The sequence below is a fragment of the Vibrio sp. R12-SG2-ISO1 genome (assembly GCF_059834045.1).
In genome coordinates this window covers 479,676-502,481 of the sequence record NZ_JCBDGO010000008.1, presented here as the reverse complement: position 1 = coordinate 502,481, position 22,806 = coordinate 479,676, and the positions used below count along the sequence as shown (strand labels likewise).

The window sequence follows — 22,806 nt, the reverse complement described above, 5'->3', positions numbered from 1 at the left end:
TTTGGTTAGAATAATTATCTATCTGATATCTAAAAAGAAAGCAGCTTACGCTGCTTTCAAAAAAATTTTAATAAATCAAAAATAATTACAGAACCATGCGAACAATGTCGATCTCACCCAGTTCTTTGTACAGGGTTTCGACCTGTTCAATTGAGGTGGCGGTGATGTTGACGGAAACCGAGTGGTAGTTGCCTTTGGCGCTCGGTTTCACACTTGGGCTGTAGTCACCAGGAGCATGACGCTGGATGACTTCCAGTACTTTCTCTGGTAGCTCAGGTTTAGCGTGGCCCATGACTTTGTAGGTAAATGAGCAAGGGAACTCGAGTAAATCCTTTAGCTTTGCATCCGAATTAATAGTCAGCATATTGTTACTCCAAACTGGACTGTCGATTTTTGCAGCGGTGCATAGTACTGCGAAAATCATCAAACCTCAACCGAGCCTGATTGGCGGCCACGTTAGGCGGTTGGCGTACCGACCACGGGCGTATTAGGCTGCGGTGATAAAAATAGAAAAGCCGCCCTTGGCGGCTTTAAGCATGACAGCAGGGTTAGCCTTTATAGGAAGCTTTTAAACAGCATCACTATGTAGTCCCATAGGCGGCTGAACAAACTGCCTTGCTCGACACTTTCCAGTGCCAGCAGTGGGTATTCAGCCACATCTTCGCCTTCAAGTTGATAGTATAGCTTACCAACGACGTCACCCTTGTTAATGGGGGCTTCGAGCTCTTTTTCAAGGATAAAGCTGGCTTTCAGCTCTTTCGCTTGCCCACGAGGTAGGGTCACAAAGGTGTCTTGATCGAGACCGAGCTTCACAGTGTCTTTGTCACCCATCCAAATCTTCTCTTCGACAAAGGTTTCCCCAGCCTGGTGCGGTGCGACGGTTTCAAAGAAGCGGAAACCGTAGCTCAACAGCTTTTTGCTTTCTGACTTACGTGCATTGGCGCTCTGTGTGCCCATCACGACAGCGACAAGGCGCATTTTCCCTTCGGTCGCAGAGCTCACGAGGCTGTAGCCTGCGTTGCTGGTATGGCCGGTTTTAATGCCGTCCACGCTCATGCTTTTATCCCACAGCAAGCCGTTTCGGTTGTACTGAGTAATGCCGTTGTAGGTGTAGCTCTTCTCAGAGTAGATGCGGTACTCTTCCGGAACGTCACGGATTAGGGCTTGGCCCAATAGCGCCATGTCATACGGTGTGGAGTAGAGGTTTGGGTTATCGAGGCCGTGAACGTTGGCGAAATGCGTGTTGTCCATGCCCAGTGAGTTTGCCCAAGCGTTCATCAAGTCTACAAATGCATCCTCAGAACCTGCAATGTGCTCGGCCATCGCAACACAGGCGTCGTTGCCCGATTGAATAATGATGCCACGGTTCAGGTCTTCCACTTTGACTGTGGTGCCGACTTCGATGAACATCTTTGATGACTCAGGGAAGTTCTTCGCCCAGGCATTTTCGCTGATGGTGACGTCATCACTGAGGTTGATGTTGCCACGTTCAAGTTCTTGACCAATCACATAGCTGGTCATCATCTTGGTCAGGCTTGCCGGTGAAAGCTTGGTATTCATCTCTTTCTCAGCAAGGATTTTGCCTGAATGGTAATCCATCAACACGTAGCCCTTAGCGGCAATTTGCGGCGCGTCAGGAACAACAATCGGGGAGGCAATCGCTGAATTCGCGAGGGTTGCACAAAGTGCAACGGAAGAGACAAAAACAGATTGAGTTAGCGTTGTTTTTTTCATATCAAAGTCAGAATTATTTTTCACTGTCCATATGTTAACAGAAACAATCACTCAAACCAGTGCAAGGACGACCACACACTGGGTTGAGGACTACTGGTTGCGAATAAAGGCGCTGGAGTAACCCAGCTCTTTCACTTGTTCTAATGTTTGCTCTGTGAGCAAGTAGTCTTTAAAAGGACCTAAAAAGACACGGTGAATTTTATCGCCCGAGGTGACGTGGCTTTTCACCGACAATTTTTGACTCAGATCTTGCGCTAAAGTTCGCACGCGATCTTCATGTTGTGAAGAGGCGACCTGGACAACATAACTGGGCTGACTTTTTTTCTTCAGCTCTGAGTCCGGCTTTTCTGAGGTGATCACTTCGATCTCCACATTGGCCACGCCCGTTTTCACCACGTCTAGTTTGACCGCCGCCGCGTAACTGAGGTCGATAATTCGTCCCTGATGGAACGGCCCACGGTCATTGACGCGGACGATGGTGGTTTTGCCATTGTCTAAATTGGTCACTTTGACGTAGCTCGGCAGAGGCAAGGTTTTATGGGCCGCCGTCATCGAGTACATATCGTACACCTCACCGTTAGAGGTGAGATGGCCATGAAACTTTTTGCCGTACCAAGAGGCTTGTCCCTTTTGCTTAAAGCCTTCGGGCTCTTTGATGATCGAATAGCTTTGGCCACGCAGGGTGTAACTTTTATTGCCGCCTAAGCTGTACGGCTCATATTGCGGGTGTGCATCCTCAATATGGTCGACAGAAATCGGTTTCGATGGCGCGACGTCATCCTCGATGCTGTAGCGTTTGGAGGATGAACAGCCTGCAAGCACCAGGAGCGATGCCAACATGACGAAAATAGGGTGCGTAATGGCCATGATTAGGTTGCCTTTGAAAATGCTTTTCTATGGGTATGGATCGACATCAATATGCCAAAACCCGCCATGAGCGTCACCATCGAGGTACCGCCATAACTGATTAACGGTAACGGCACGCCAACCACGGGCAAAATGCCACTCACCATACCAATATTGACAAATACGTAGACGAAGAAGCTTAAAACGATACTGCCTGCCATCATACGACCAAAGGCGGTTTGGGCTTTACTCGCTAAAAACAGACCTCGACCAATAATAAACAGGTAGAGACTGAGCAGCACTAAGATGCCGATCAATCCCCACTCTTCGGCGATCACCGCAAAAATAAAGTCGGTGTGGCGCTCGGGTAAGAACTCTAGCTGAGATTGAGTACCTTGTAACCACCCTTTACCGTTAATTCCGCCTGAGCCGATGGCTATTTTACTTTGGATGATGTGATAGCCAGCGCCAAGTGGATCGGATTCTGGATTGAATAGGGTGCGCACGCGGACTTTCTGATACTCGCGCATGAGGAAAAACCACAAGATCGGTAAAAAACCGCCAACGGCGCACAGCGCGGCGAAAATAATGCGCCAACTGATCCCGGCAAGGAAAATGACGAAAATCCCCGATGCTGCGATGAGAATCGAGGTGCCAAGGTCGGGCTGTTTAGCGATCAAAATCGTTGGGACGAACACCATCACCAGTGATGCAACCAAGGTTTGAAAACTCGGTGGCAGGGCGCGTTTACCGATATAGCGGGCCACCATCAGCGGCACCGCCAATTTCAGTAACTCTGAGGGCTGAAAACGCACAAAGCCCAAGTTGAGCCAGCGCTGCGCGCCTTTAGAAGCCTCACCAAAAAACAGTACGCCAAACAACAAGATAACGCCGCCGATAAACATGACAGGTGCTAAGGCTTCATAGGTCCTAGGCGGCACTTGGGCGAGCAGCAACATCACACCCAGTGACAGCGCCATGCGCATCGCTTGGCGGTCCATCATTGCCAGGCTTTGACCACTGGCGCTGTACATCACCACTAAGCCAAAACCCATCAGGACGAGTAGACCAAGTAGCAAAGGCAGATCGAGATGAAAGCGCTCAAAAAGGGCTCGGTTCTGACCGGTGGCTGGATTGAAATCCATTACTGTGCCGCCTCCTGTTTTTTCTCAACGAGAACATGATCAAACACGCTACGGACCACAGGTCCCCCTTGTGATGAGCCGCCGCCGGCATTCTCTAGCACTATGGTGACAATCACTTCAGGATCCTCCAGTGGCGCAAAGCCAGTGAACAAGGCGTGATCTCGTAGATGCTCGGCCAGCTCTTCTGCGTTGTACTCTTGATCTTCTGCAAGCCCGAACACCTGCGCGGTACCGGATTTACCCCCACTGACGTACTCTGTGTTGGAAAAGGCGCGTCGCGCGGTGCCTTTCTTACCGTGGTTTACCAAACGCATCCCTTCAATCGACATCTCCCAAAATTTGTCTTTCACGCCGGTGATGGGCGGGTAGGTGTCGATGTCGGCCAGTTGGCGCTTAGCAAACTCTTCACCGTTGTCAATGGTGGCGCGCAATAGATGCGGGGCGATGACTTTTCCGCGGTTAACCAGCACAGACGTCGCCTTGGCAATTTGCATAGGCGTTGCGGTCCAATAGCCTTGACCGATACCAACAGGAATCGTATCACCTTGATACCAAGGCACGCGATGCCGTGCCATTTTCCATTCTCTGGTTGGCATGTTCGCTTTGCTCTCTTCGTGGATATCGATGCCGGTATAGTCGCCAAAGCCAAACATCATCATCCATTGAGAGATGCGATCAATGCCCATGTCGTAAGCGATTTGGTAGAAGAAGGTATCGACGGATTCTTCTATCGATTGCACGATGTTCACGCGGCCATGCCCCCAACGCAACCAGTCACGAAAAGGTTTCGTCTTCGAATTGGGTATTTTCCAGTAGCCAGGATCGTTGCGGGTGGTGTAGGGGGTGATAACACCCTCTTGCAGCGCCGCGACAGCCATAAATGGCTTGATGGTTGATGCGGGCGGGTAGATGCCCAGCGTCGCACGGTTAACCAATGGACGATTCTTATCGGTCAATAGCGCGTTGTAGTCTTTGCCTGAAATACCATGCACGAAGGCATTAGGATCGTAACTTGGGCTTGAGACCATAGCGAGCACGCCATTGTCGTGCGGATCAAGCACCACGGCACTGCCACGTCGGTCAGCGAGTAACTCGTGGATGTAGAGCTGCAAGTCGATATCAAGGTTGAGCACGATGTCTTTGCCGGGCTCAGGTGGCACGTATTTCAAAGTACGAATTACGCGCCCACGGCTGTTGACTTCCACCTCTTGGTAGCCGGCAATACCATGCAGTACGTCCTCATAGTAGCGCTCGATGCCGAGTTTACCGATGTCACGAGTGGCTTGGTAATTGGCGTCTTTCTCTTCACGTATCAAACGCTGCATATCACGATCGTTGATTCGAGAGACGTAGCCAATCACGTGAGTGAGCACTTCTCCATAAGGGTAGTGACGCTTGAGCGCCGCGTTCACGGCGACACCAGGAAACTTGTGCTGATGCACGGAAAACTTAGCCACTTGCTCTTGAGTGAGCTGAGTAAGAATGGGCACCGATTTGAAGCGGCGAGTTTGACGACGCTCGCGCTCAAAGCGTTCAATCTGATCGTCTGTGATGGTGACGATGCTTTGTAATCGACTCAGGGTATCTTCCATATCGTCGATTTGCTCTGGGGTGATTTCGAGGCTAAATACCGGGCGGTTTTCTGCCAGCAGCTTGCCGTTTCTGTCATAGATCAAACCACGATTGGGGGCGATCGGCACCACTTTGATGCGGTTGTCGTTAGATCGAGTTTTGTAATCTTGGTATTGATTGATCTGGATGTTGTAGAGGTTACCAACCAGTAGCCCCATCATGACGACAATGCCTAAGAAAGCGACAATAGCACGGCCTTTGAATAGCCGCGCTTCTTCCTGATAATCCCTAATTTGGCTACGCTTTCGCAACATCTATTGGTTATTCTCGATGATATGGGTGGTTGGCGGTAATGCTCCACGCTCGGTACAGGCTTTCTGCCATCACAATGCGTACCAGAGGGTGAGGTAAAGTTAACGCGGACAGTGACCAGCTTTGATCCGCGGCGGCTTTGCACGCAGGGGCTAAGCCTTCTGGGCCACCGATCAAAATCGATACGTCACGACCATCTAGCTTCCAACTCTCCAGTTGTTCTGCAAGTTGGGGGGTGTCCCATTTTTTACCAGGAATATCGAGAGTAACAATTCGGCTGCCTTTTGGCACGGCGGCGAGCATGGCTTCGCCCTCTTTTTGCAAAATCCTTGCAATGTCGGCGTTTTTACCTCGTTTTCCTGCTGGAATTTCCACCAACTCTAAAGGCATATCGTGAGGGAAACGGCGGCGGTACTCTTGAAATCCCTCTTCTACCCATTTGGGCATTTTGGTGCCGACTGCAATGAGTTGAAGTTTCATCGATCAGCTCCAGAGTTTTTCCAGTTGGTAAAGCTCGCGCTGCTCTTCTTGCATGACGTGAACAATGGTTGAACCCATATCCAGCACCACCCATTCACCCAGGTCTTGACCATCAATACCGAGTGGCACTAGGCCGGCCAGTTTGGACTCTTTTGCAACGTGATCAGCGATGGACGAGACATGACGCTTCGACGTGCCTGTGCAGACAATCATAAAATCGGTAATGCTTGATTTTCCTTGTACGTCGAGCACAGTGATGTTTTGCGCTTTCATGTCGTCGGCTTTGTCGACAAGAAACTCGTTAAGCTGTTCTAGTTGCAAGTGTTGTTCCTCTCTTGTTTGGATGAGCGTATGGCTAGCGGCGATGACAGGGCTCTGCACGGCCTACTCTGTTGGGGCCGAAGTATACCACGCATTTCAAATGTGCACTTGTGGCAAGCAAATTTCCAGACTCAGTTGATGTATTTGTGGCCAAGGGCTCTGCTCATATAGCGTTTTGGCAGTCAGTTCAATCTGGGCCAGCAGTTGCAGGAGGCGCATAAGGCGCGTGGTGTCCAATCTTTGCAAAGCGCTAGAATAGAGCGGACGTTTGGAGGACCAAACTTTGTAGCGTTCCAGCACTTGCGCCAATGGCAGGGTTTGCATCAGCGATTTCATTGCCAGTAGTTGCTCAAGCTCTTTTTGAACCGTGCGGACAAGGATCACAGCCTCGACGTCTTCCGCTTCAAGCTGGCGCAAAATACGATCGGCGCGATTGGCTTTGCCTGCCAGCAGGGCATCAATCCAATGAAATGCGGTGAAGTGATTGTGACGGCTCAACGACTCTTCAAGTCGTACTAAGGTCAGCTTGCCATCGGGGTAGAGCAGCGCAAGTTTCTCTAGGCTTTGCGTTAGAGCGAAGAGGTTTCCCTCGTGCCACTGAGCAAGCATCTTGGTCGCTTCGGCATCCGGCTGTAAGCCTAGGGCGCGGCAGCGAGTTTGGACAAATTGGGGCAATCTGGCCAAATCAGGCGTGACGCAGCTGACCCAGCACCCCCGTTGGTTGAGCGTCTTAAACCACTTGGCGTTCTCTTGGGCTTTGGTCAGTTTGGTACCGATGATGATTAACAACAGGTCGCTGTGAAGAAGCTCAGCAATGGCCAGTAGTTCTTTGGCCATTGCGGCATTGACACCTGACTCTGGAAGCTCCAGCTCGATCACTTGCCGGGCGCTGAATAGGCTCATCGCTTGGCACGCATCATAGACGGGCGCCCAGTCAAAGCGGCTGTCGACCGTATAGCGGTGACGCTCTTCAAAACCCGCTTCACGGGCTTTGGCGTGTATGACTTGGCGAGACTCTTGAATCAGCAGCGGCTCGCTGCCGAATATCAAAAACAGCGGATCAAGTTGGTGGTTTAGGTGCTGAGCTAACCTATCTGCAAAAATTCTCATGCGCGATAACGAACTCGGGATTACTCAGTGACCGGAGCGGGCGCATCATCGCTGTAAAAGGTCTTGACGCGATATTGCTCTTCTTGCGCTTTGAGTTGCACTTGTTCTTCGTTCTCTAGCTCGATTTCGTTGGCTTCGATATCGGCTTTAAGGCGCGCCATTTGGCGAATGATTTGGGTGGCTGCGAGCTTGCGCATCTCATCTTCGATCATGTCGCGCTCAACCGATTTCGCTAGCGCTGACAGCGGGTTATCCAGGTAGCTACGGGTGACGCTCGTAGAGAAGGTTTTGGTGCCAAGATCGGGCACGGTAACGCGATAGGAGGCACGGAAGGTGAGCTCTTTCTCCGCCGCACGCGTGTTTTGGTAAAGCGAGAGGGTGCGCTCGCCAACGCCTTCACTGATCAGGTGCAAATTGGCGATGTTTTCCGCCAGTGGCACGATCTCGATTTCACTCATGCGTAGCTGAGCTTTCATCATGCGGGTAAAGGTGCTGTATTTGTCGTAACTGGTCAATGACATCTTATCGAGCTCCTCTGGAACCGAGTAATCACCACGTAAGTGGAAACCACAACCAGCAAGAAGCGAGGCAACCAACAGTGCGCTGGTTAGCTTAACGGATGAGATTGAAAATAGACGCATGAGTGAACGGCTCTTTGGTTAAGAATACTAATAGTATGGACGAAAGTGTTATAGACCACAGTGGTTGGATAACTTCGGTGAGCGCTCTGTCAAAAATAAAACGCTCATCGAAGTTAAGCAGGGCACTAGGCCCTGCTTAAGACTCGAACTAATGGGATTAGTTCGCCACGATGTTGAGAAGTTTGCCCGGGACGTAAATCACTTTACGAATCGTCAAGCCTTCTGTGAACTTGGTGACGTTCTCATCACCCAAACCGAGTGCTTCCACTTCTTCTTTGCTGGCATCGGCCGCCACAGTGAGTTTGGCACGTAGTTTACCGTTGACCTGAACGACGATCAGTTTCTCGTCTTCAACCAGCGCTGTCTCGTCATGTTGTGGCCAAGCCGCGTTGTCGATGTCTGTGATGTTGAGCGCATTGCCCATTTCAAAACAGATGTGCGGAGTGATAGGGTAAAGCATCACGACCACGGCTTTCAGTGCTTCATCCAAAATCGCACGATCTTGCGCTGAATCTTGTGGCGCTTTTGATAGCTTGTTCATCAGCTCCATGATCGCCGCAATAGCGGTATTGAAAGTTTGACGACGTGCAACATCATCGGTCACTTTAGCAATGGTTTTGTGGACATCACGACGCAATGCTTTTTGGTCACCCGACAAGGAAGACGCATTCACTGCTTCAGCTGCGCCTTTTGATGTGTGCTCATTGACCAGTTTCCACACGCGTTTCAGGAAGCGGTTCGCGCCTTCTACACCAGACTCTTGCCATTCCAATGTCATATCGGCTGGCGAGGCAAACATCATAAATAGACGTACAGTGTCAGCGCCGTACTTGTCGACCATCTCTTGTGGGTCAATGCCGTTATTTTTCGACTTAGACATCTTAATCATGCCTGAGTGCGTTACATCACGGCCCGCGTTGTCTTTGGCCGAAATAATGCGACCTTTACCGTCACGTTCGACAGCCACATCGGTCGGCGCTACCCACTCTTTACCGCCTTTTTCGTTCTCGAAGTAGAAGGCGTCTGCCAGTACCATGCCTTGACATAGCAGTTGCTTGAATGGCTCGTCAGAGGTGACGTAACCAGCATCACGCAGGAGTTTGTGGAAGAAGCGAGAGTAGAGCAGGTGCATACACGCGTGCTCGATACCACCAACGTATTGATCAACTGGTAGCCAGTAGTTGGCTTTTTCAGGATCAAGGATGTCGTCCGCTTGTGGTGAACAGTAACGCGCGTAGTACCAAGAGGATTCCATAAAGGTATCGAAGGTGTCTGTCTCACGCAGCGCAGGTTCACCATTGAATGTGGTCTTCGCCCACTCTTTGTCGGCTTTGATTGGGCTTGTCACGCCGTCCATGACCACGTCTTCTGGCAGAATGACTGGCAGTTGGTCAGCAGGGACAGGGTGAACTTCACCATCTTCTGTGGTGACCATTGGGATTGGTGCGCCCCAGTAACGCTGACGAGATACACCCCAGTCACGCAGACGGAAGTTAACGGTCTTCGTCCCTTTACCTTCTGCTTCTAGCTTGGCTGCGATTGCGTCGAATGCTGCTTGGAATTCTAGTCCGTCGAATTCTCCTGAATCGAACAGTACACCTTTTTCTGTGTAGGCCGCTTCAGAGATGTCGAGTTCACTGCCATCAACGGGTTTGATAACCGGTACGATATCGAGACCGTATTTGGTCGCAAACTCGTAGTCACGTTGGTCGTGCGCCGGTACCGCCATAACTGCGCCTGTACCGTAATCCATCAGGACGAAGTTCGCCACAAAGATTGGCACTTCACGACCGTTCAATGGATGAATAGCAGTAAGGCCCGTCGCCATACCTTTCTTCTCCATGGTCGCCAGTTCCGCTTCCGCGACTTTGTTGTTCTTACACTCATCGATAAACGCAGCAAGTTCTGGGTTGGTTTGAGCCGCCAGAGCTGCAAGAGGGTGACCTGCCGCGATGCCCACGTACGTCACACCCATGAGTGTGTCAGGGCGTGTCGTGTACACTTCTAGGTCTTGTTGACCCTTGACTTTAAACTTGAGTTCAACACCTTCAGAGCGACCGATCCAGTTGCGCTGCATGGTTTTCACCATTTCAGGCCAGCCGTCTAGGTTGTCGAGATCGTCTAGTAGCTCTTGAGCGTATTCAGTGATCTTGATGAACCACTGTGGAATTTCTTTTTGCTCTACAGGCGTGTCACAACGCCAGCAGCAGCCATCTTCAACCTGCTCGTTGGCAAGAACGGTTTGGTCGTTTGGACACCAGTTAACAGAAGAGGTCTTCTTGTAAACGAGGCCTTTTTGATAAAGCTTAGTGAAGAACTCTTGTTCCCAACGGTAGTACTCTGGCGTACATGTCGCGAACTCACGGTTCCAGTCATAACCGAAGCCAAGAAGCTTAAGCTGGTTCTTCATGTATTCGATGTTTTCGTAAGTCCAAGGCGCTGGTGCCGTGTTGTTTTTCACCGCCGCGTTTTCAGCCGGAAGACCAAATGCATCCCAACCGATAGGCTGCATGACGTTTTTGCCTTGCAGACGTTGGAAACGAGAGACCACATCACCGATGGTGTAGTTACGCACGTGACCCATGTGGAGACGACCACTTGGGTAAGGGAACATAGACAGACAGTAGAATTTTTCTTTATTTGGGTCTTCACTTACAACAAAGGTCTTGTTGTCATCCCAGTGCTTTTGAACTTTCTGTTCAATATCTTGCGGGTTGTATTGCTCTTGCATCGATGATATCCGGTTATCTTGGAAATTGTGAGTTCAGTTCGAACAGACATAAATAGATCGTCATAGAATACCTAAAGGAGAGGTGCACAACAATAGCGGAAATTCTGGATTATTCCTAAGGAGGTCACCATGGCAAAACAGAAAGCCGGTTATGAGGAGATGTTTGAGGATGTTCTCGAAGCCCTCAAACATAGCCCGGAAGAAGTCAACCATGTGCTAGAGACATCAGGTAAGGTGGTCGAGGCGGCGAACGATTTAACTAAAGACGAATTGGCGCTGGTTTCCGCCTATGTCAAATCAGACTTGAAGGAGTTTGCCGACAACTATGACCGCTCGAAAAGCAGCCCTTTCTATCTGATGATTGCAGACTCGATTTGGCAAGGCTTGCTCGAGATAACCGATCGAACCAAAGTGGAGTGGGTGGAGCTATTTACAGACTTGGAGCACCAAGGACTTTATCAGGCCGGTGAGGTGATAGGGCTTGGGGTGTTGGTTTGTGATGATTGTGGCCACAAAACCGAATACAACCACCCCACTACTATCATTGCTTGTACTAAATGCGGTTGCAAAGGCTTTACGCGGCAAGCGCTACAACCTTAACCGCGTAGTTGTTTTACTGAGTGATGGGGCGTTCGCCCCGTCTTGAAGACAGAAACGCCCCCAACAGGCTCAATGCCGCCCAGCAATACAATGGCCACGTACCCCATTGATGGTACGGCGTTTGCCCTGTGGTGGAAACCACGTGTGCAGTGAGCACTGCGGTTTCAAACTGCGGGATTTGCGCGGTGATCTTTCCTTGATAGTCTGTTACCGCCGTGACGCCATTATTGGTCGAACGAATCACAGGCTTACCCAGCTCTAACGCACGCATTCGTGCAATCTCCATGTGTTGCAGCGGGCCAATCGAGTGACCAAACCACGCGTCATTGGAGAGAGTCAAAATGAAGTCGGTCTCATCGTTAACGTTTTGCCTTACTTGGTCGTTAAAGATGATCTCATAACAGAGCGCGGGCGCGAAATGGCGACCGTTGGCGTACACGTTGGGTTGGATAAACGCGCCGCTACTGAAAGAAGACATCGGCAGATTAAAGAAAGGAGCCAGCGGGCGTAATATCTCCTCAAAAGGCACGAACTCACCAAAGGGTAGAAGATGATGCTTGTGGTAGCGCTCGCTCAGATCATAACGGTACTCATCACGCCCAGACTTACCTAAGGTCAAGATGCTATTGAAGAACTGACGCTGTTCACCCATATTGACGACGCCGGTGATCACGGCGCTGTCGTTCATCTTCGCCGCTGAGTCTAAGTTGGAAAGGAAAGAGGCGATTTCAAATTCAAACGCAGGAATCGCCGCTTCTGGCCAGATGATGATATCGGCATTCCAGTTTTCACGGGTCAAATCGGTGTACTTCATCATGGTCGGCCAACGCTGACTCGGAACCCATTTGATTGCTTGGTCAATGTTGCCCTGAATCAACGCAAAACGAGTACTGCTGTCAGGGTTTGGTGTTACCCACTGTGCACTGCGCAGACCGAAGCCTGTTGCGAGAATGACAAGGGGAATCCACAGGATTGACCATTGGCGGCGAAGCCACGCAAAAGCTAGGGCACTCGCGCTTAACACACACAAAAGGGTAATCAGCTCAACGCCACCTAGCGGGGCGAACTGGGCAAGCGGGCTATCGATTTGACTGTAGCCGAGCCACAACCATGGAAAGCCAGTCATTACCCAGCCTCGTAACCAATCCATGATCAGCCAAAGAGCCGGAAAGGCAAGGAAATAGCGGCGCCTTGAGAGTGCAGGAAACCACTTATTTATCAGGTAACAGGCGAGTGCCGAATAGAGTGCGAGATAGCCGACCAACAGCGCCATTAAAAACAGACTGGCGATTTTGGGCATGCCGCCGAAGGTATCAATACTGACATGCACCCAGCTGATGCCGGTGGCAAATTGACCAAGTCCCCAAGCATAACCAATCGCAAAACTGCGTTTACTCGACTGCTGGTGGATGAGAAGTAGCAGCAGTGCAGGGCTGATAATCGCTAAGGGCCACAGTTGATAAGGTGCAAAAGCAAACGTGGTTGCGGCGCCAACAAAAACGGCCGCGAACGGCCGTTTTAGGCGATGAATGAGGGGATTCATCATGGATGTGATCTCTAATACTACTCTTGAGTAGGCTCAGGTTGAGCGTCTTCTTCTGGGATCGTCACTTGAAGTTGCAGTACGCGGCGGTTGTCCGCGGCGGTGACTTTAAAGCTGTAGTTGTCGATTTCCAGCACTTCCCCTCGTGAAGGCAAGTGACCGAACGCCGTCATGACTAAGCCGCCTACAGTATCGACTTCCTCATCGCTGAAAGAAGTGCCGAATGTGGTGTTAAAGGTTTCGATCGTTGTCAGCGCCTTCACCGCAAAGGTGTGTTTGCTTAACTTGCGGATATCGATCTCTTCCTCATCGTCGAATTCGTCTTCGATTTCACCGACGATCTCTTCCAAGATGTCTTCGATCGTCACCAATCCAGACACACCACCGAATTCGTCGACGACAATCGCCATGTGGTAACGCTCTTCACGAAACTCTTTAAGGAGTCGGTCAACGCGTTTACTTTCAGGAACAACCACCGCAGGGCGGATCACTTCCTCAATGTTAAATGGCGAGCTATCAGAGCCTAAGTATTTTAATAAGTCCTTCGCTAGTAGGATGCCTTCAACGTGGTCTTTGTCTTCACTAATGACAGGGTAGCGAGAGTGCTGTGCATCGGTAATCAGCATCACTAGCGCATCCAAATCGTCATTGCGGTCAATAGTGACCATCTGAGAGCGAGGCAGCATGATATCACGCACTCGCATCTCGGAAATCTCCATGACGCCTTCGAGCATGTCGCGGGTGTCATGGTCAATTACGTCATTTACTTCCGAGTCGCGGAATACTTCCACTAACTCTTGGCGATCTTTTGGGTCGCCCTGGAAGATTTGGCCCAGGCGTCCGAAGAAGGACTTTCTACTCGGACCTTCAGATTTTTCTTTCTTACCTTCTAAGGCAGAGGGAGAATTGTCGTCGTTCATTGTTTCTCATTTTAGTCACGCTACCAAAGTGTGGTAGCTCACATAGCACTCGCGCTCATGGAGGTAATTGAGCGTCGAGTGACGATGCTGAGTGCCGAAAGCCGACACTCAATCTTCCGTTTCGTAAGGATTGGCGATGCCCATTTTGTCTAGAATCTCGATTTCGAGAGACTCCATTTCTTCGGCTTCGTCATCCTCAATATGATCATAACCTAGCAGATGCAAGCTACCATGTACAACCATATGCGCCCAATGTGCCATCAAGGGTTTACCTTGTTCATTGGCTTCTTGTTCAACCACTTGGCGGCAGATAATCAGGTCGCCCAGCAAATCTATCTCGATGCCCGGTGGTGCTTCGAAAGGAAAAGACAACACATTGGTTGGCTTGTCTTTGCCGCGATATTCGTGATTAAGTTGTTGGCTCTCTTCGCTATCTACGATACGAATCGTCACTTCCGCATCCTGTTGAAAAAGAGTGACCGCGGCGTTTAGCCATTGGCTAAACTGCTCGAATGTAGGTAGATCCGTTTCTTGTTCGACCGCGAGTTGCAGATCGAGTTCGATACTCATGACTCTTTACTCTCTGTCGAAGGGGCAACGTGTGCCTGTGGCGCAGACGCGACCTGAGTGTCGAGCAGTTTCGCTTCGCGCTCTTCACGGCGACGCTTTTCATACTCTTTGCGCTCTTTTTGATCTTGCGCTTCCCATTTTTCATAGGCGTTGACGATACGAGCGACGACAGGGTGGCGAACAACGTCATCAGACTGGAAGAAGTTAAAGCTGATCTCCTCAACGTCACTGAGCACTTCAATCGCATGACGCAGGCCAGACTTCGCGCCGCGTGGTAAGTCGATTTGCGTGACATCACCGGTGATCACAGCACGTGAGTTAAAGCCGATACGAGTCAAAAACATTTTCATCTGTTCGACGGTGGTGTTCTGGCTCTCGTCGAGAATGATAAACGCATCATTCAAGGTTCGGCCGCGCATGTACGCAAGCGGCGCCACTTCAATGACATTACGTTCAATCAGTTTCTCGACCTTCTCAAAACCGAGCATCTCAAACAATGCATCGTAAAGTGGGCGCAGATAAGGGTCGACTTTTTGGCTCAAATCACCCGGCAGGAACCCGAGCTTTTCACCGGCTTCGACCGCAGGACGCGTGAGTAGAATACGGCGAATTTCTTGGCGCTCTAATGCGTCGACCGCAGCGGCGACCGCAAGGTAGGTTTTACCCGTACCGGCAGGGCCAATACCAAAGCTGATGTCATGCGTCACCATGTTGACGAGATACTGGGCTTGGTTTGGCGTACGTGGTTTGATGACGCCCTTCTTCGTTTTGATGAAGACTTCTTTGCCATGCTCAATATTCGACTCAAGATTTTGCTCAAGGACACCCGTTTCTTTGATCGCAAGATGGATTTCGTCCGGCTCAATATCAGGAATGGTGCCACGTACTGGCGCCGTGTTGACGTAGAGTGTTTTGACGATTTCAAGTGCTGCCGCGGCAGTATGAGGCTTACCTACGATGGTAAAAAAGTTGCCTCGGTAGCTGATCTCTACCCCTAAACGTCGCTCAAGGTGTTTGATGTTGTCATCGAATGGACCGCATAGACTGGCGAGTCGGCGGTTATCTGAAGGTTCTAGATCGATTTCTAGCGTAACGATTTTATTGCTCAAAGTTGCCTCACATAATTGGCCATTTAAGAAAGCCCGATTGAGACCGGGCTTCCAATGGCGACAGTTCCTATTACTAAGATGGCTACTTAGTTAGGCATTTTCAAGACTAAGGCGTAAAGGTTGCTACACCTAGCTCATCTTCGCGTTTGGTTTTTGCCATCATCTGTGTCGGTGAAATGACGCTGCGCAGATCCATCTCTTTCTCTGTGCGGATGATTTCACCACGTAGCGAGTTGGCAAACACGTCAGTGATCTTAACATCAACAAACTGACCGATCAGTTCGGCGTTGCCTTCGAAGTTCACCACTCGGTTGTTCTCTGTACGAGCGCGAAGCTCCATTAGATTCTTTTTCGATGGCCCTTCAACCAGCACACGTTGCTCAGTGCCAAGCATCAAACGCGAATAGCGCATCGCTTGACTGTTGATCACTTGCTGCAATTCGTAGAGGCGCTCTTTCTTCTCTTGCTCGGAGACATCACACGGGTAGTCCGCCGCTGGTGTACCAGGACGTGGTGAGAAGATAAAGCTAAAGCTCATGTCGAAGTCGACATCTTTAATTAACTTCATGGTGTCTTGGAAGTCTTTGTCTGTTTCACCTGGGAAGCCGACAATGAAATCTGAACTGATTTGAATGTCAGGACGCGCTTTACGTAGCTTGCGAATGATCGATTTGTACTCGATAGCAGTGTGCGGGCGCTTCATCATCGTCAAGATACGATCGCTGCCGCTTTGCACAGGTAGGTGCAAGAAGCTAACAAGCTCTGGTGTGTCTTCATAAACCGCGATAATGTCATCGGTGAATTCGAGCGGGTGGCTGGTTGTAAAGCGGATGCGATCAATGCCATCGATCGACGCGACCAGACGGAGCAATTCAGCGAAGCTGCAAATCTCACCATCATGAGTAGGGCCACGATAGGCGTTTACGTTTTGGCCAAGCAAGTTGACTTCACGTACGCCTTGCTCCGCTAACTGGGCGATTTCAAACAGCACGTCATCCATAGGACGGCTGACTTCTTCACCACGGGTGTATGGCACAACGCAGTAGGTACAGTATTTCGAGCAACCTTCCATGATAGAGACGAACGCCGTTGCCCCTTCAGCACGAGGCTCAGGCAGACGGTCAAATTTCTCTATTTCTGGGAAGGAGATGTCCATCACTGGCGCATCATCGGATTGCGACTGTTTGATCATCTCTGGCAAGCGATGCAGAGTTTGCGGGCCAAAAATGACGTCAACGTAAGGAGCACGCTCACGGATGTGGTCGCCTTCTTGAGTGGCAACACAGCCACCAACGCCAATCACCACATCTGGCTTTTTATCTTTCAACGTTTTCCAACGGCCGAGCTGGTGGAAGACCTTTTCTTGTGCCTTCTCACGGATAGAACAGGTGTTCAGTAGCAACACGTCTGCTTCGTCTGGTTCTTCTGTGAGTTCATAGCCGTTTGCGGCATTCAGGAGATCGGCCATTTTTGATGAATCGTACTCGTTCATCTGACAGCCCCAGGTTTTTATTAGCAGTTTCTTACTCATGTTGTTCGCTCGATCGTTAGTTTAAATTAAGGGAGCAAATCGCCCATTGGTTCCAGTTGGCCAAGGTATTGAGTGACTCAATTGGCCGATTTTTCACCGCCTGTGCGGCGTTAAGCGGCGTATTGTACTGCTTTCAATGGCGAGTGACCAGAAGCAATTCTAGCCTTGTGGTTACAAGGGTTTGCCCGTATCCCCATCAAGGTTTTTAGTTACAAATTGGCACTCAAACCGTACAATCGAAAACAGCCTTTGAATCAATACGATGAAGTACGAAATATGAACAAGTATGATGTGGCCGTGATTGGCGGAGGAATGGTAGGCGCAGCTATCGCTCTCGGGTTTGCGGAGCAAGGTCGACGTGTCGTGGTGATCGAAGGGAAGGCGCCGACGCCGTACGCACCGCAACAAACGATGGATGTCCGCGTCTCCGCGATATCGAATCATTCGGTTGCCCTACTTGAGTCGCTAGGGGCATGGCAAACCATTCAGTCGATGCGCGCGTGTCCTTATAAACGTCTAGAAACGTGGGAACATCCCGAATGCCGAACCCGCTTTCACAGTGACGATGTCGCTTGTGATCAATTAGGCTACATCGTTGAGAACCGCATCATTCAACTGGGGCTCTGGTCGCAGTTCTCGGCATGGCCGAATCTGGCGTTGCGTTGCCCCGTGACGGTCGAGCACATCGAATATGGCTCAGTGAATCAAGTGACGCTATCAGACGGTGAGGTTATCGAAGCCGGGCTGATTGTCGGGGCCGATGGTGCTCATTCTCGCGTCAGACAGAGTGCAGGCATTGGCATCACCGCTTGGGACTATAGGCAGCATTGCATGCTAATTAATGTCAAAACCGATCTCCCTCAACAAGACATCACTTGGCAGCAATTTACGCCGTCGGGACCACGCTCATTTTTACCTCTATGTGGTCATCAAGGCTCTCTGGTCTGGTACGACACGCCAAAGCGTATTCGTCAGTTAAAGGCGATGACGCCGCTTCAACTTGCCAGCGAAATAAAGACTCATTTTCCCGCTGAGCTTGGCGGTATTGAGGTGATTCAGTCCGGCTCATTCCCGTTAACTCGCCGCCATGCACAGCGCTACTACACGCCCCACTGCGTCCTGGTTGGGGATGCCGCGCACACCATCAATCCACTGGCAGGGCAGGGGGTGAATCTCGGCTTTAAAGATGTGGAGGCTTTGCTGAACGTGACGCGCGATCATGAAGAGATTCTTTTGTCGCACTTAGCGCAATATGAGCGTCGTCGTCGGCCTGATAATTTGCTGATGCAAACAGGGATGGATCTGTTTTATAAAGGGTTTAGCAATAACAAGGCACCGCTTAAGTGGATAAGAAATGCGGCGCTGAAAGTGGCAGAACACTCTGGCCCCATTAAGCATCAAGTATTGCGTTATGCGTTGGGTATGGACGCTTCACTCTAGGCCAGAAAACAAAAAACGCAGCGTAAAGCTGCGTTTTGTTATTCTCGTGAAGCTAATTACTTAGTCACACGTAGAACAGGTGTTTCACCAACAGTGACAGAACCAGACAGTTTGTTCAACTCTTTGATTTCATCCATGTTAGAAATAACAACAGGTGTTAGCGTTGATTTTGCTTTTTCTTCTAGAAGTGCTAGATCGAACTCAATGATAGTGTCGCCAGCTTTCACTGTTTGACCTTCTTCAGCGATACGCTTGAAGCCTTCGCCTTTCAGTTCAACGGTATCGATACCGAAGTGAACAAAAAGCTCAACACCATCGTCAGATTCGATAGAAAACGCGTGGTTTGTTTCGAAGATCTTACCGATAGTACCGTTTACAGGAGCAACCATTTTGTCGCCTGCTGGTTTGATTGCAATACCGTCGCCAACGATTTTCTCAGCGAAAACCACATCAGGCACGTCTTCGATATTTACGATTTCACCAGAAAGTGGCGCGATGATCTCGATTGCACCAGCGTCAGCGCTGTCATCTGATACTAGCTTCTTAAGTTTGTCAAACAGACCCATTGTGTCATGCTCCTAACGTTTAATTTAATTCTGTCGAATTATAGTATACCAATCTCACGAGATAGACGACTATTTTTAGTCGTCTATCTCCTTCTTACCTAAACAGATTCGTTCATTACAAACGCCTGATTAGGCAACAAGGCTCCCCCCAGATCGGAGATTGGTATTAGCCGGTTATAGTGATTTTTCAGCGATGAACTTTTCAACTACCGCTTCAATTTCAGCCGCCGTTGGTAGAGACAGTGCCTCTTCCGCCATTGCTTTCACTTCCGCGTAGTTTGAGTTACGAATCACTTTCTTCACTTTAGGAATAGAGATGCCGCTCATTGAGAACTCATCCAGCCCCATACCTAATAATAGTAGCGTTGCGCGCTCATCGCCCGCTAGCTCACCACACATACCTGTCCACTTGCCTTCCGCGTGCGATGCATCAATGACTTGCTTGATGACCGTAAGAACCGCTGGTGACAGTGGGTTGTATAGGTGAGAAATCATTTCGTTACCACGGTCTACCGCGAGTGTGTACTGGGTAAGATCGTTGGTACCGATTGAGAAGAAGGCCACTTCTTTTGCAAGGTGTGGTGCAATCGCTGCCGCTGCTGGTGTTTCCACCATGACACCGATTTCGATCTCTTCATCAAATGCCAGACCTTCTGCACGAAGCTCTGCTTTGTATTCTTCAATCGCCGCTTTCAGTTCACGAATCTCTTCTACAGAGATGATCATTGGGAACATGATGCGCAGCTTACCGTGTGCAGAGGCACGTAGGATGCCACGTAGCTGGTCGCGTAGGATTTCACGACGGTCTAGGCTGATACGTACAGCGCGCCAACCCAAGAATGGGTTCATCTCTTGTGGGAGATCCATGTACGGTAGGTCTTTGTCGCCACCGATATCCATAGTACGGATGATAACGGCTTCGCCGTTCATCGCTTCTGCCACTTCTTTGTACGCTTGGTACTGCTCTTCTTCTGTTGGTAGCGCATCGCGGTCCATGAACAAGAACTCAGTACGGTACAGACCAACACCTTCACCGCCATTGCGCAGTACGCCATCACAGTCTTTAACTGTACCGATGTTGCCGCACACTTCGACGCGGTGACCATCCAGAGTTTCAGCGTGAAGATCTTTCAGTTTTGCCAGCTCTTCTTTTTCAGCAAGGAATGCGGCTTTAACAGCTTTAGCTTCTTCTAGCTCAGCGTCAGATGGGTTGACGACAATCTTGTTGTTCATAGCGTCAAGAATCAGCATGTCGCCGTTCTTCACTTTTTTGGTAATGTCGTTGGTGCCCACGATCGCTGGCAACTCAAGTGAACGTGCCATGATTGAAGTGTGAGAAGTGCGACCACCGATATCACAAGCAAAACCCAGTACGTAGTTAAGGTTGATCTGTGCCGTTTCTGATGGAGTCAGATCGTACGCAACTAGAATGACTTCTTGGTCAATATCGCTAAGAGAGACAATATTGATGCCTAGCGCGTTTTTCACAAAACGTGTACCGATATCACGGATATCTGTCGCACGCTCTTTGAGGTATTCGTCGTCTAAAGATTCAAGTGCTGCAGCTTGCTCTTCAATCACAGTGTGAATGGCATTGTCTGCATGCATCTTGTCATTTTTGATCAGCGCTAGGATTTCTTCTTCTAGCTCTTCGTCTTCAAGAAGCATGATGTGACCTTCAAAGATCGCTTCTTTTTCTTCACCGAAGGTTTCTAGTGCTTTCTGCTTGATGGTTTCAAGCTGAGCCGCTGATTTGTCACGTGCTTCAAAGAAACGTTTTACTTCAGCGTCGACTTGATCGTCAGAAATAGTGTGAGTGTTTAGGACAATTTCATCTTCTTGAAGGAGTAGTGCTTTACCGATAGCAATACCTGGAGATGCTAGGATGCCTGAAATCATAGCCTTACCTTAAATTGGTCAACTTTTAAACGGGAGAAATGGGTGCGCTAACGTTTATGTGTAGCTTAATCTGGGTGCTATTTCCAATATGATGGGATAGTTCGGCGCAAACGAAGTGGCCTGTTCATCGACCGGATCAGATTGGTATAAAGCCATTTTGCGTTGGCAAAATGGCTTTAATCAATAGCAGACCGATTAGTGTAGTTGGTCCATTAGAGCAACTAGGTGGTCAACTGCTTTCTGAGCCTGTGGGCCTTCAGCAGAGATAGTGACTACAGTACCTTTCACTAAGCCTAGAGTTTGTAGCTTAAATAGGCTCTTAGCGCTTGCACTTTTACCGTTAGAAGTCACAGTGATGTCCGCGTCAAATGCTTTTGCTTCTTTCACGAACTGTGCAGCTGGACGAGTGTGAAGACCGTTTTCTGCTGTGATTTCTACTTGCTTCTCGTACATGTTGTATACCCCAATTGATTTATTTTTAGATAGTTTATTAATTAGAAACAGCTTAACTCGGATTAAACGGTTGCGCTAGGCAACAGACGTTGTTTTCGTGTCAGAACTGATACTAATTGTATACTAGGTGCCGCGTGGTCAGTCTTTGCTGTTTTTCGCCGCAACTATAAAATCGTTTTAATGTTTTATTTTGATGCTAGAAATAAAACATCCCGATATTACCAAAGGTGGAGCTAGGATCAACAAAAAAGCCCCTGAACGGGGCTTTTTTAGACGAAAAATTGATTTCACCACATATTACTGTTGGTTCTCTTTCTCGGTAAAGATGCCTGCAAATAGCGCTGAGCTTAGGTAACGCTCACCCGAGCTTGGCAATACAGTCACGATGGTTTTACCTTCAAATTCAGGTAGTTGAGCAAGGCGGTTTGCAGCAACCACAGCCGCGCCTGACGAGATACCCGCAAGGATACCTTCCTCTTCCATAAGACGACGAGCCATCTCAATTGCTTCTTCAGAAGTAACGGCTTCCACGCGGTCAATCAACTCTAAATCGAGGTTGCCTGGAATAAAGCCAGCGCCAATACCTTGGATTTTGTGTGGTGCTGGTTTGATTTCTTCACCCGCGAGCGCTTGTGCAATCACAGGCGATTCCGCTGGCTCTACCGCTACGGAAACAATGTTTTTACCTTTTTCGCCTTTGATGTAGCGGCTTGTACCTGTGATGGTACCGCCGGTACCGACGCCTGCAACGAAGACATCGATTTCACCGTCTGTCGCGTCCCAGATTTCTGGACCAGTGGTTTTTTCGTGAATCTGTGGGTTAGCTGGGTTATTGAACTGCTGAAGAAGCAGGTACTTGTCAGGGTTGCTCGCCACAATCTCTTCAGCTTTGTTGATCGCACCTTTCATGCCTTTGGCTGCTTCAGTTAGCTCTAGGTTCGCACCTAGGGCTTTCAGCAGTTTACGACGCTCTAGGCTCATCGACTCAGGCATCGTTAGGGTTAATTTGTAACCACGCGCCGCCGCGACGAAGGCAAGAGCAACACCGGTATTACCACTGGTTGGTTCAACAAGTTCAACGCCCGGCTTTAGCTTGCCTGCTTTCTCAGCTTCCCAAATCATGTTCGCGCCGATACGACACTTAACACTGAAGCTTGGGTTACGCGCTTCGATTTTAGCCAAGACTTTGCCGTTGCTCACTTTGTTCAGGCGAACAAGAGGGGTATTACCAATAGTCAGTGAATTATCTTCGTAGATTTTGCTCATGATGTAGTCCTTCATCG

The 22,806-nt window shown here is 49.6% G+C and carries 21 protein-coding genes; 2 read left to right on the top strand and 19 right to left on the bottom strand.

What is annotated here, in order from left to right; translation table 11 throughout:
* Positions 1–85: 85 nt before the first annotated feature.
* The 10 genes from ybeD to leuS all read right to left on the bottom strand — a co-directional run bounded on the left by ybeD (position 86) and on the right by leuS (position 10,892).
* The gene (ybeD, locus tag AC6R10_RS07690) at positions 86–364 is read right to left on the bottom strand and encodes a DUF493 family protein YbeD (RefSeq protein ID WP_334555138.1); all 279 of its coding nucleotides are present in this window, start codon (positions 362–364) and stop codon (positions 86–88) included.
* Positions 365–555: 191 nt separating this feature from the next.
* Entirely contained in the window at positions 556–1,734 is a 1,179-nt protein-coding gene (locus AC6R10_RS07685) for a serine hydrolase (RefSeq protein WP_500671913.1), read from the bottom strand.
* 90 nt (positions 1,735–1,824) lie between these two features.
* Positions 1,825–2,601, bottom strand: coding sequence for a septal ring lytic transglycosylase RlpA family protein (locus AC6R10_RS07680; protein ID WP_334555140.1), 777 nt, complete (start codon positions 2,599–2,601; stop codon positions 1,825–1,827).
* A gap of 2 nt (positions 2,602–2,603) precedes the next feature.
* On the bottom strand, positions 2,604–3,725 hold the full coding sequence (gene rodA, locus AC6R10_RS07675; RefSeq protein WP_487903190.1) for a rod shape-determining protein RodA: 1,122 nt from the start codon (positions 3,723–3,725) through the stop codon (positions 2,604–2,606).
* Positions 3,725–5,611 (bottom strand): penicillin-binding protein 2, encoded by a 1,887-nt coding sequence (mrdA, locus tag AC6R10_RS07670; protein ID WP_500671912.1) that lies wholly within the window; start codon positions 5,609–5,611, stop codon positions 3,725–3,727. Before mrdA ends, rodA begins: the two co-directional genes overlap by 1 nt.
* 7 nt (positions 5,612–5,618) lie before the next feature.
* Positions 5,619–6,089 (bottom strand): 23S rRNA (pseudouridine(1915)-N(3))-methyltransferase RlmH, encoded by a 471-nt coding sequence (rlmH, locus tag AC6R10_RS07665; protein WP_334555143.1) that lies wholly within the window; start codon positions 6,087–6,089, stop codon positions 5,619–5,621.
* A 3-nt stretch (positions 6,090–6,092) separates the two neighbouring features.
* Entirely contained in the window at positions 6,093–6,410 is a 318-nt protein-coding gene (gene rsfS / locus AC6R10_RS07660; RefSeq protein ID WP_334555144.1) for a ribosome silencing factor, read from the bottom strand.
* 96 nt (positions 6,411–6,506) lie between these two features.
* Positions 6,507–7,520 carry a DNA polymerase III subunit delta gene (gene holA / locus AC6R10_RS07655; protein ID WP_500671911.1) on the bottom strand — a complete coding sequence of 338 codons (1,014 nt, stop codon included), beginning with the start codon at positions 7,518–7,520 and terminating at the stop codon, positions 6,507–6,509.
* Positions 7,521–7,540: 20 nt separating this feature from the next.
* The gene (locus AC6R10_RS07650; protein ID WP_500671910.1) at positions 7,541–8,161 is read right to left on the bottom strand and encodes an LPS-assembly lipoprotein LptE; all 621 of its coding nucleotides are present in this window, start codon (positions 8,159–8,161) and stop codon (positions 7,541–7,543) included.
* Positions 8,162–8,318: 157 nt separating this feature from the next.
* Positions 8,319–10,892 (bottom strand): leucine--tRNA ligase, encoded by a 2,574-nt coding sequence (leuS, locus tag AC6R10_RS07645; RefSeq protein ID WP_500671909.1) that lies wholly within the window; start codon positions 10,890–10,892, stop codon positions 8,319–8,321.
* 129 nt (positions 10,893–11,021) lie between these two features.
* On the opposite strand from leuS, the gene AC6R10_RS07640 reads away from it, so the two are divergent.
* A complete protein-coding gene (locus AC6R10_RS07640) occupies positions 11,022–11,492 on the top strand; it encodes a zinc ribbon-containing protein (protein ID WP_487903195.1) in 471 nt (156 codons plus the stop codon).
* A 13-nt stretch (positions 11,493–11,505) separates the two neighbouring features.
* Here AC6R10_RS07640 and lnt read toward each other — a convergent pair whose 3' ends face one another.
* The 5 genes from lnt to miaB form a co-directional block, all read right to left on the bottom strand.
* A complete protein-coding gene (lnt, locus tag AC6R10_RS07635) occupies positions 11,506–13,038 on the bottom strand; it encodes an apolipoprotein N-acyltransferase (RefSeq protein WP_500671908.1) in 1,533 nt (510 codons plus the stop codon).
* Between the two features lie 17 nt (positions 13,039–13,055).
* Positions 13,056–13,955 carry a CNNM family magnesium/cobalt transport protein CorC gene (gene corC, locus AC6R10_RS07630; RefSeq protein ID WP_334555150.1) on the bottom strand — a complete coding sequence of 300 codons (900 nt, stop codon included), beginning with the start codon at positions 13,953–13,955 and terminating at the stop codon, positions 13,056–13,058.
* A gap of 108 nt (positions 13,956–14,063) precedes the next feature.
* Positions 14,064–14,525 carry an rRNA maturation RNase YbeY gene (gene ybeY / locus AC6R10_RS07625; RefSeq protein ID WP_500671907.1) on the bottom strand — a complete coding sequence of 154 codons (462 nt, stop codon included), beginning with the start codon at positions 14,523–14,525 and terminating at the stop codon, positions 14,064–14,066.
* Positions 14,522–15,634 carry a PhoH family protein gene (locus AC6R10_RS07620; RefSeq protein ID WP_334555152.1) on the bottom strand — a complete coding sequence of 371 codons (1,113 nt, stop codon included), beginning with the start codon at positions 15,632–15,634 and terminating at the stop codon, positions 14,522–14,524. The genes ybeY and AC6R10_RS07620 overlap by 4 nt, the downstream gene beginning before the upstream one ends.
* A 106-nt stretch (positions 15,635–15,740) precedes the next feature.
* Positions 15,741–17,165: a tRNA (N6-isopentenyl adenosine(37)-C2)-methylthiotransferase MiaB gene (gene miaB / locus AC6R10_RS07615; protein ID WP_334555153.1), complete on the bottom strand. Its 1,425-nt coding sequence runs from the start codon at positions 17,163–17,165 to the stop codon at positions 15,741–15,743.
* Between the two features lie 276 nt (positions 17,166–17,441).
* On the opposite strand from miaB, the gene AC6R10_RS07610 reads away from it, so the two are divergent.
* Complete coding sequence (locus AC6R10_RS07610) at positions 17,442–18,605, top strand: 2-octaprenyl-3-methyl-6-methoxy-1,4-benzoquinol hydroxylase (protein WP_500671906.1); 1,164 nt, start codon at positions 17,442–17,444, stop codon at positions 18,603–18,605.
* A gap of 56 nt (positions 18,606–18,661) precedes the next feature.
* Here the strand turns inward: AC6R10_RS07610 and crr are convergent, their stop codons facing one another.
* The 4 genes from crr to cysK all read right to left on the bottom strand — a co-directional run bounded on the left by crr (position 18,662) and on the right by cysK (position 22,789).
* On the bottom strand, positions 18,662–19,171 hold the full coding sequence (gene crr / locus AC6R10_RS07605) for a PTS glucose transporter subunit IIA (protein ID WP_334555155.1): 510 nt from the start codon (positions 19,169–19,171) through the stop codon (positions 18,662–18,664).
* A 174-nt stretch (positions 19,172–19,345) separates the two neighbouring features.
* Complete coding sequence (gene ptsI / locus AC6R10_RS07600; protein ID WP_334555156.1) at positions 19,346–21,070, bottom strand: phosphoenolpyruvate-protein phosphotransferase PtsI; 1,725 nt, start codon at positions 21,068–21,070, stop codon at positions 19,346–19,348.
* 195 nt (positions 21,071–21,265) lie between these two features.
* Positions 21,266–21,523 (bottom strand): HPr family phosphocarrier protein, encoded by a 258-nt coding sequence (locus tag AC6R10_RS07595; RefSeq protein ID WP_334555157.1) that lies wholly within the window; start codon positions 21,521–21,523, stop codon positions 21,266–21,268.
* 297 nt (positions 21,524–21,820) lie between these two features.
* Positions 21,821–22,789, bottom strand: a complete 969-nt coding sequence (gene cysK / locus AC6R10_RS07590) for a cysteine synthase A (protein WP_334555158.1) — start codon at positions 22,787–22,789, stop codon at positions 21,821–21,823.
* Positions 22,790–22,806: the final 17 nt, after the last annotated feature.